The organism is Sphingomonas sp., assembly GCF_025362505.1.
Classification (GTDB): Bacteria; Pseudomonadota; Alphaproteobacteria; order Sphingomonadales; family Sphingomonadaceae; genus Sphingomicrobium.
This window is the reverse complement of the sequence record NZ_JANYGG010000038.1, coordinates 1-6,233: the sequence shown is the minus strand read 5'-3', so window position 1 is coordinate 6,233 and position 6,233 is coordinate 1. Positions and strand designations below refer to the sequence as shown.

General features: G+C 64.4%; 5 protein-coding genes. All 5 read right to left on the bottom strand.

Annotation, left to right across the window (positions count from 1 at the left end):
• On the bottom strand, positions 1 to 896 hold an 896-nt coding region (locus tag Q0R27_RS03050; RefSeq protein WP_293940776.1), incomplete at its 3' end, for an adenosylhomocysteinase.
• Positions 893 to 2,125: a methionine adenosyltransferase gene (gene metK / locus Q0R27_RS03045; protein WP_293940775.1), complete on the bottom strand. Its 1,233-nt coding sequence runs from the start codon at positions 2,123 to 2,125 to the stop codon at positions 893 to 895. The genes metK and Q0R27_RS03050, both read right to left, overlap by 4 nt.
• A gap of 75 nt (positions 2,126 to 2,200) precedes the next feature.
• Positions 2,201 to 4,801, bottom strand: coding sequence for a methionine synthase (metH, locus tag Q0R27_RS03040; RefSeq protein ID WP_293940773.1), 2,601 nt, complete (start codon positions 4,799 to 4,801; stop codon positions 2,201 to 2,203).
• A 14-nt stretch (positions 4,802 to 4,815) separates the two neighbouring features.
• Positions 4,816 to 5,880, bottom strand: a complete 1,065-nt coding sequence (locus Q0R27_RS03035; protein WP_293940771.1) for a homocysteine S-methyltransferase family protein — start codon at positions 5,878 to 5,880, stop codon at positions 4,816 to 4,818.
• A partial coding sequence (locus Q0R27_RS03030) for a methylenetetrahydrofolate reductase (RefSeq protein WP_293940770.1) occupies positions 5,877 to 6,233 on the bottom strand: 357 nt, incomplete at its 5' end. The genes Q0R27_RS03035 and Q0R27_RS03030, both read right to left, overlap by 4 nt.

Sequence of the window (6,233 nt, the reverse complement as noted above, 5' to 3'; positions counted from 1 at the left end):
GTCACCACTTCGAACCCGTCCATCGCCGCCTGCAGCGCGCAGATCGGATCGACTTCGGTCACCAGCACGCGCGCGCCGCCATTGCGGAGCGAGGCGGCGCTGCCCTTGCCGACATCGCCGAAGCCCGCGACGCAGGCGATCTTGCCGGCCAGCATGACGTCGGTCGCGCGGCGGATGGCGTCGACAAGGCTCTCCTTGCAGCCATAAAGATTGTCGAACTTCGACTTGGTCACGCTGTCGTTGACGTTGATCGCCGGGAACGGGAGCTTGCCCTGCTTGCTGAGCTCATAGAGGCGATGGACGCCGGTGGTGGTTTCCTCCGACACGCCCTTGATGTTGGCGACGGTCTTGGTGAGGTAGCCCGGGCGATCCTTGAGGAATTTGGTCAGTGTCTTGGCGAAGATTTCCTCTTCCTCGTTCGACGGCGTGAACAAAGTCTCGCCGGCTTCGACCCGCGCGCCCCACAGCGCGAACATCGTGGCGTCGCCGCCATCATCGAGGATCAAATTGCAGGTGGTGTCCTGGCCCCAATCGAAGATGCGGACGACATAATCCCAATATTCGTCGAGCGTCTCGCCCTTGATCGCGAACACCGGAACACCAGTTTCGGCGATCGCGGCGGCGGCGTGATCCTGGGTCGAGAAGATGTTGCACGACGCCCAGCGGACGGTCGCGCCCAACGCAGTCAGCGTCTCGATCAGCACCGCGGTCTGGATCGTCATGTGGAGCGAACCGACGATCCGCGCGCCGGTCAGCGGCTTGGTCGTGCCGAACTCGGTGCGCAGCGCCATCAGGCCGGGCATCTCGGTCTCGGCAATGTCGATTTCCTTGCGGCCGAAGGCGGCGAGGCTGAGGTCTTTGACGATATAATCACGCTCGAGCGTGGTGGTGGTCACGATGAAATTCCTTCGGCTTGGTTGGCGAGCGCTGATTTCAGCGCATCGGTAAGGTCGGTCTTTTCCCACGGGAAAAAGTCGCCCTCGGGGGTGCGCCCGAAGTGTCCGTAGGCGGCGGTGCGGGCATAGATCGGCTTGTTGAGTTTCAGATGCATGCGGATGCCGCGCGGGGTCATTCTGCCCAAGGCCTCGATCTTGCCGATCGCGGTCTCGAGCACGTCGTCGCCGACAGTGCCTGTTTCGTGAGTATCGACATAGAGCGACAGCGGCTCGGACACGCCGATCGCGTAGGCGAGCTGGATCGTGCAGCGCGTCGCGAGCTTCGCGGCGACGATGTTCTTGGCGAGGTAGCGCGCCATGTAGGCCGCCGAGCGGTCGACCTTGGTCGGATCCTTGCCGCTGAACGCTCCGCCGCCATGAGGCGCGGCCCCGCCGTAGGTGTCGACGATGATCTTGCGCCCGGTCAGCCCGGCGTCGCCGTCGGGTCCGCCGATCTCGAAGCTTCCGGTCGGGTTGATGTGATAGACGGTCTCGTCCGACAGCAGATGAGCGGGGAAGACGTCGGCGACAACGCGCTTCACATAGGCGTGAAGCTCGGCCTCCTTGTCGCCCTGGTCATAGCCCTTGCCGTGCTGGGTCGAGACGACGATTGCGGTCGCGGCGACGGGGGTGCTTTCCTCGTAGCGCAGCGTGACCTGGCTCTTGGCGTCGGGCTCGAGGAACGGCGCCGCGCCCGAGTGACGGTCAGCGGCCATCCGCTCGAGAATCTTGTGGCTGTAGTAGAGCGTGGCAGGGAGCAGCTCGGGGGTCTCGTCGGTGGCATAACCGAACATGATCCCCTGGTCGCCGGCGCCCTCGTCCTTGTTGCCCGATGCGTCGACGCCCTGCGCGATGTGCGCCGACTGGCCGTGGAGCTTGTTGACGAATTTGAAGCTCTCCCAGTGAAAGCCGTCCTGCTCATAACCGATGCGCTTGACCGTCTCGCGCACTGCCTGCTCGATCTCGGCCTCGGCACCATCGAGCCACTGCTCGTTCTCGTAGACGCCCTTGCAGCGGATTTCGCCGGCGAGAACGACGAGATTGGTCGTGGTCAGCGTCTCGCACGCGATACGCGCCTCGGGGTCCTTGCCCAGGAACAGGTCGACGATCGCGTCGCTGATCTGGTCGGCGACCTTGTCGGGATGACCTTCGGAAACCGATTCGGACGTAAACAGATAGCTGCTGCGCATGGGCACCCAGGATGTTGGAGCGGAAGATTAGAGATATAACGATGTCGTTATATGTCGCGGCGTCGTGCGTCAATCTCAGTCGAGGTTGGGACGCAGCCAGCGTCGCGCTTCGTCGAGCGAAAAGCCTCGCCTGACCGCATAGTCGGCAAGCTGGTCCTCGCCGATCCGCGCGACTCCGAAATAGGCGGCCTGCGGGTGACCAAAGTAGAAGCCCGACACCGCCGAGGTCGGCAGCATCGCGAAACTCTCGGTCAGCGTGATCCCGGTCCCGTCGGGCCCGCCGAGCAGGTCGAACAGGATTGGTTTCAGGCTATGATCGGGGCAGGCGGGGTAGCCCGGCGCGGGGCGGATCCCGAAATATTCCTCCTTGATCAACGCCTCGTTGGTCAGCTGCTCGCCCGGCGCATAGCCCCACAATTCCATCCGGACATGCTGGTGGAGCCGCTCGGCGAACGCCTCGGCGAGCCGGTCGGCGAGAGCTTTGAGCAGGATATCGGAATAATCGTCGGTGTCGGCCTTGAACCGCGCGATGTGCGGGTCGATCCCGTGGATCCCGACCGAGAACCCGCCGATCCAGTCGCCGTCGCGGGACACGAAATCGGCGAGGCACATGTTGGCACGGCCGGCGCGTTTGGCGATCTGCTGGCGAAGGAAGGGCAAGCGGACGTGGCGCTCGTCCTCGAGGTGGAGGATGACGTCATCGCCCTCGCGGCGGCACGGCCACAGCCCGACGGTACCTTGTGCGGTCAGCCACTTCTCGGCGATGATCGTGTCGAGCATCGCCTGCGCGTCGGCGAACAGGCTCGTCGCGCTTTCGCCGACGACATGATCGGTGAGGATCGCAGGGTAATTCCCGGCAAGCTCCCACGCGCGGAAGAAGGGGGTCCAGTCGATCAGCCCGCGCAGTTCCTCGAGCGGCCAGTCGGCGAAGCGATGATCGCCCGGCTGGACCGGGGCAGGGGGCCGCAAGTGCATGTCGGCCGGGAAGGCGTTGGCGCGCGCATCGGCGATGGGAAGCAGCGCGTTCTGGCCCTTTCCTTCGCGAGTCTCGCGGACATGGGCATAGTCGCCCTTGATTTCGTCGACATAGGCGGTTCGCCCGCCGCTCTCGCTGACCAGCGTGGTCGCGACCCCGACCGCGCGGCTGGCGTCGAGGACGTGAATCACGGGGCCGTCATATGCGACGTCGATGCGCAGCGCGGTGTGGACTTTCGACGTCGTGGCGCCGCCGATCAGTAACGGCAGCTTGAACCCCGCGCGCTTCATCTCTTCGGCGACGGTGACCATCTCGTCCAACGACGGGGTGATCAGCCCCGACAGCCCGATGATGTCGGCATCCTCGGCGATCGCGGTCTCGAGGATCCTGGTCCACGGCACCATCACGCCCAGGTCGACGATCTCGAACCCGTTGCACTGCAGCACGACCCCGACGATGTTCTTGCCGATGTCGTGAACGTCGCCCTTGACCGTCGCCATGACGATCTTGCCCTTGCCGCGCGCGCCGGGGTCCTTCGCCGCCTCGATATAAGGCAGCAGGTGCGCAACGGCCTTCTTCATCACGCGCGCCGATTTCACGACCTGCGGCAAAAACATCTTGCCCGACCCAAACAGGTCGCCAACGACGTTCATCCCGTCCATCAGCGGGCCTTCGATGACCTCGATCGGGCGTGGGCTAAGCAGCCGCGCTTCCTCGGTATCCTCGACGACGAACGCGTCGATGCCCTTGACCAGCGCATGCTCCAATCGCCGGGCGACCGGCCAGCCGCGCCATTCCTCGGCCTGCTTCTCGGCGACCACGTCAGTCCCGCGATAGCGCTCGGCGAGCGTGATCATCCGGTCGGTGGCATCTTCTCGCCGATCCCAGATGACGTCTTCGCAAGCCTCGCGCAGCTCGGGGTCGATCGCGTCATAGATGTCGAGTTGCCCCGCGTTGACGATCCCCATGTCCATCCCCGCCTGGATGGCGTGGTAGAGGAACACGCTGTGCATCGCGCGGCGCACCGGCTCGTTGCCGCGGAACGAGAAGCTGAGGTTCGACACCCCGCCCGAGATATGGACGTGGGGGCAGCGCGCCTTGATTTCGCGGCACGCTTCGATGAAATCGATCGCATAGCGGCGATGCTCGTCGATCCCGGTCGCGATCGCGAAGATGTTGGGATCGAAGATGATGTCTTCGGGCGGGAAGCCGATCCCGGTGAGCAATTTGTAGGCGCGTTCGCAAATCTCGACCTTGCGCGCCGCCGTGTCTGCCTGGCCCTTCTCGTCGAACGCCATGACGACCGCGGCGGCGCCATAAGCCATGATTTTGCGGGCCTGCGCGAGGAATGGCTCCTCGCCTTCCTTCATGCTGATCGAATTGACGATCGGCTTGCCCGACACGACCTTCAAACCCGCCTCGATCACCGACCATTTCGACGAATCGATCATGATCGGGACGCGCGCGATGTCAGGCTCGGCGCCGATCAATTTCAGGAAGGTGGTCATGGCATACTCGGCGTCGAGCAGACCTTCGTCCATGTTGACGTCGACGATCTGCGCGCCGTTCTCGACCTGCTGGCGCGCGACCTCGACGGCGCGGGCATAGTCGTCGCCGAGGATCAATTTCTTGAACGCCGCCGATCCGGTGACATTGGTGCGCTCGCCGATATTGACGAATTGGGCGACATTCCGGGTCACGAAACTACCTTGGTTCAAGCGGCGATGCGCATCGGGTCGATGCCCGCGAGCAGGGTATCCGAGCGGTGCGCGGGGAGCGCGCGCGGGGGACGGCCCGCCACGGCCATCGCCATTTGCTTGATATGCTCGGGCGTCGTCCCGCAGCAGCCGCCGATGACGTTGACCAACCCTTGCTCGGCCCACTCGCGCATGAAGCCGGCGGTCGTCACTGGTTGCTCGTCATATTCGCCCAGTTCGTTGGGCAGCCCGGCGTTGGGATAGGCCATCAGCAATGCATCGGCGCCGGCCGAAAGGACCTGCACATGCGGGCGAAGATCGGGCGCGCCGAACGAGCAGTTGACCCCGATCGTCAGCGGCTTGGCATGGCGCACCGAGGCCCAGAAACTCTCGATCGAATGGCCCGACAGGTTGCGCCCGGTGCGATCGGTCATGGTGAAGCTGATCATCAGCGGCAGCTCGCGGCCGATCGCTTCCTGCGCCTCGATCGTCGCCATGATCCCTGCCTTGGCGTTGAGCGTATCGAAAATCGTCTCGATCAGGATGAAGTCGGCGCCGCCTTCGACCAGAGCTTCAACCTGAGCGCGATAGACGTCCTTCAATTCGTCGAAGCTCACCGCGCGGAAACCAGGGTCGTTGACGTCTGGTGACAGAGACAATGTCTTGTTGGTCGGCCCCAAGGCACCCGCGACAAAGCGCGGGATCCCGGTCGCGGCCTCGGCGGCGTCGGCGGCATCACGCGCGATCCGCGCCGAGGCTATGTTGAGGTCGCGCACCAGCGCTTCGGCACCGTAGTCGGCCTGGCTGATCCGGTTCGCATTGAACGTGTTGGTCGACACGATGTCCGACCCCGCCGCGAGATAGGCGTCGGTGATTTCGCGCACGATCGCGGGCTGGGTCAGCGACAACAGGTCGTTGTTGCCCTTCTGGTCGTGATTGGTCTCGATCGACCCGCGATACTCCGCCTCGCCGAGCGAATAGCCCTGCAGCATCGTCCCGAACGCACCGTCGGTGATGAGGATTCGCTTCGCTGCCTGATCGCGGAACCGCGCCGCGGCGGGGGAGGGTGTGATGCTGGTCATGCGGCCTGCTCCTTGATCGTGTCACGGCCCTCTGGCTTGGGCCGAACGCCGAGCAGATGGCAGATGGCATAGGCCAGCTCGGCGCGATTGAGCGTATAGAAGTGGAAATTGCGCACCCCGCCGGCATATAGCTGGCGGCACAATTCGGCGCCGATCGTCGCCGCGACCAGCTGGCGAGCGGCGGGCAATTCGTCGAGCCCGTCGAACAGTCGGTCCATCCACCCCGGGATGCTCGCCCCGCACATCGACGCGAATTTCCTCGTCTGCGCGACGTTCGAGATCGGCAGGATACCCGGCACGATCTCGACGTTGATGCCCGCAGCGGCAACAGCATCGCGAAAGCGGAAGAAGCA

What these genes read in the sequence shown, in the direction of transcription:
- Q0R27_RS03035 (WP_293940771.1), bottom strand. Translation starts at nt 5,880, where the DNA reads ATGACCAGCATCACACCCTCCCCCGCCGCGGCGCGGTTCCGCGATCAG.
- metK (WP_293940775.1), bottom strand. Translation starts at nt 2,125, where the DNA reads ATGCGCAGCAGCTATCTGTTTACGTCCGAATCGGTTTCCGAAGGTCAT.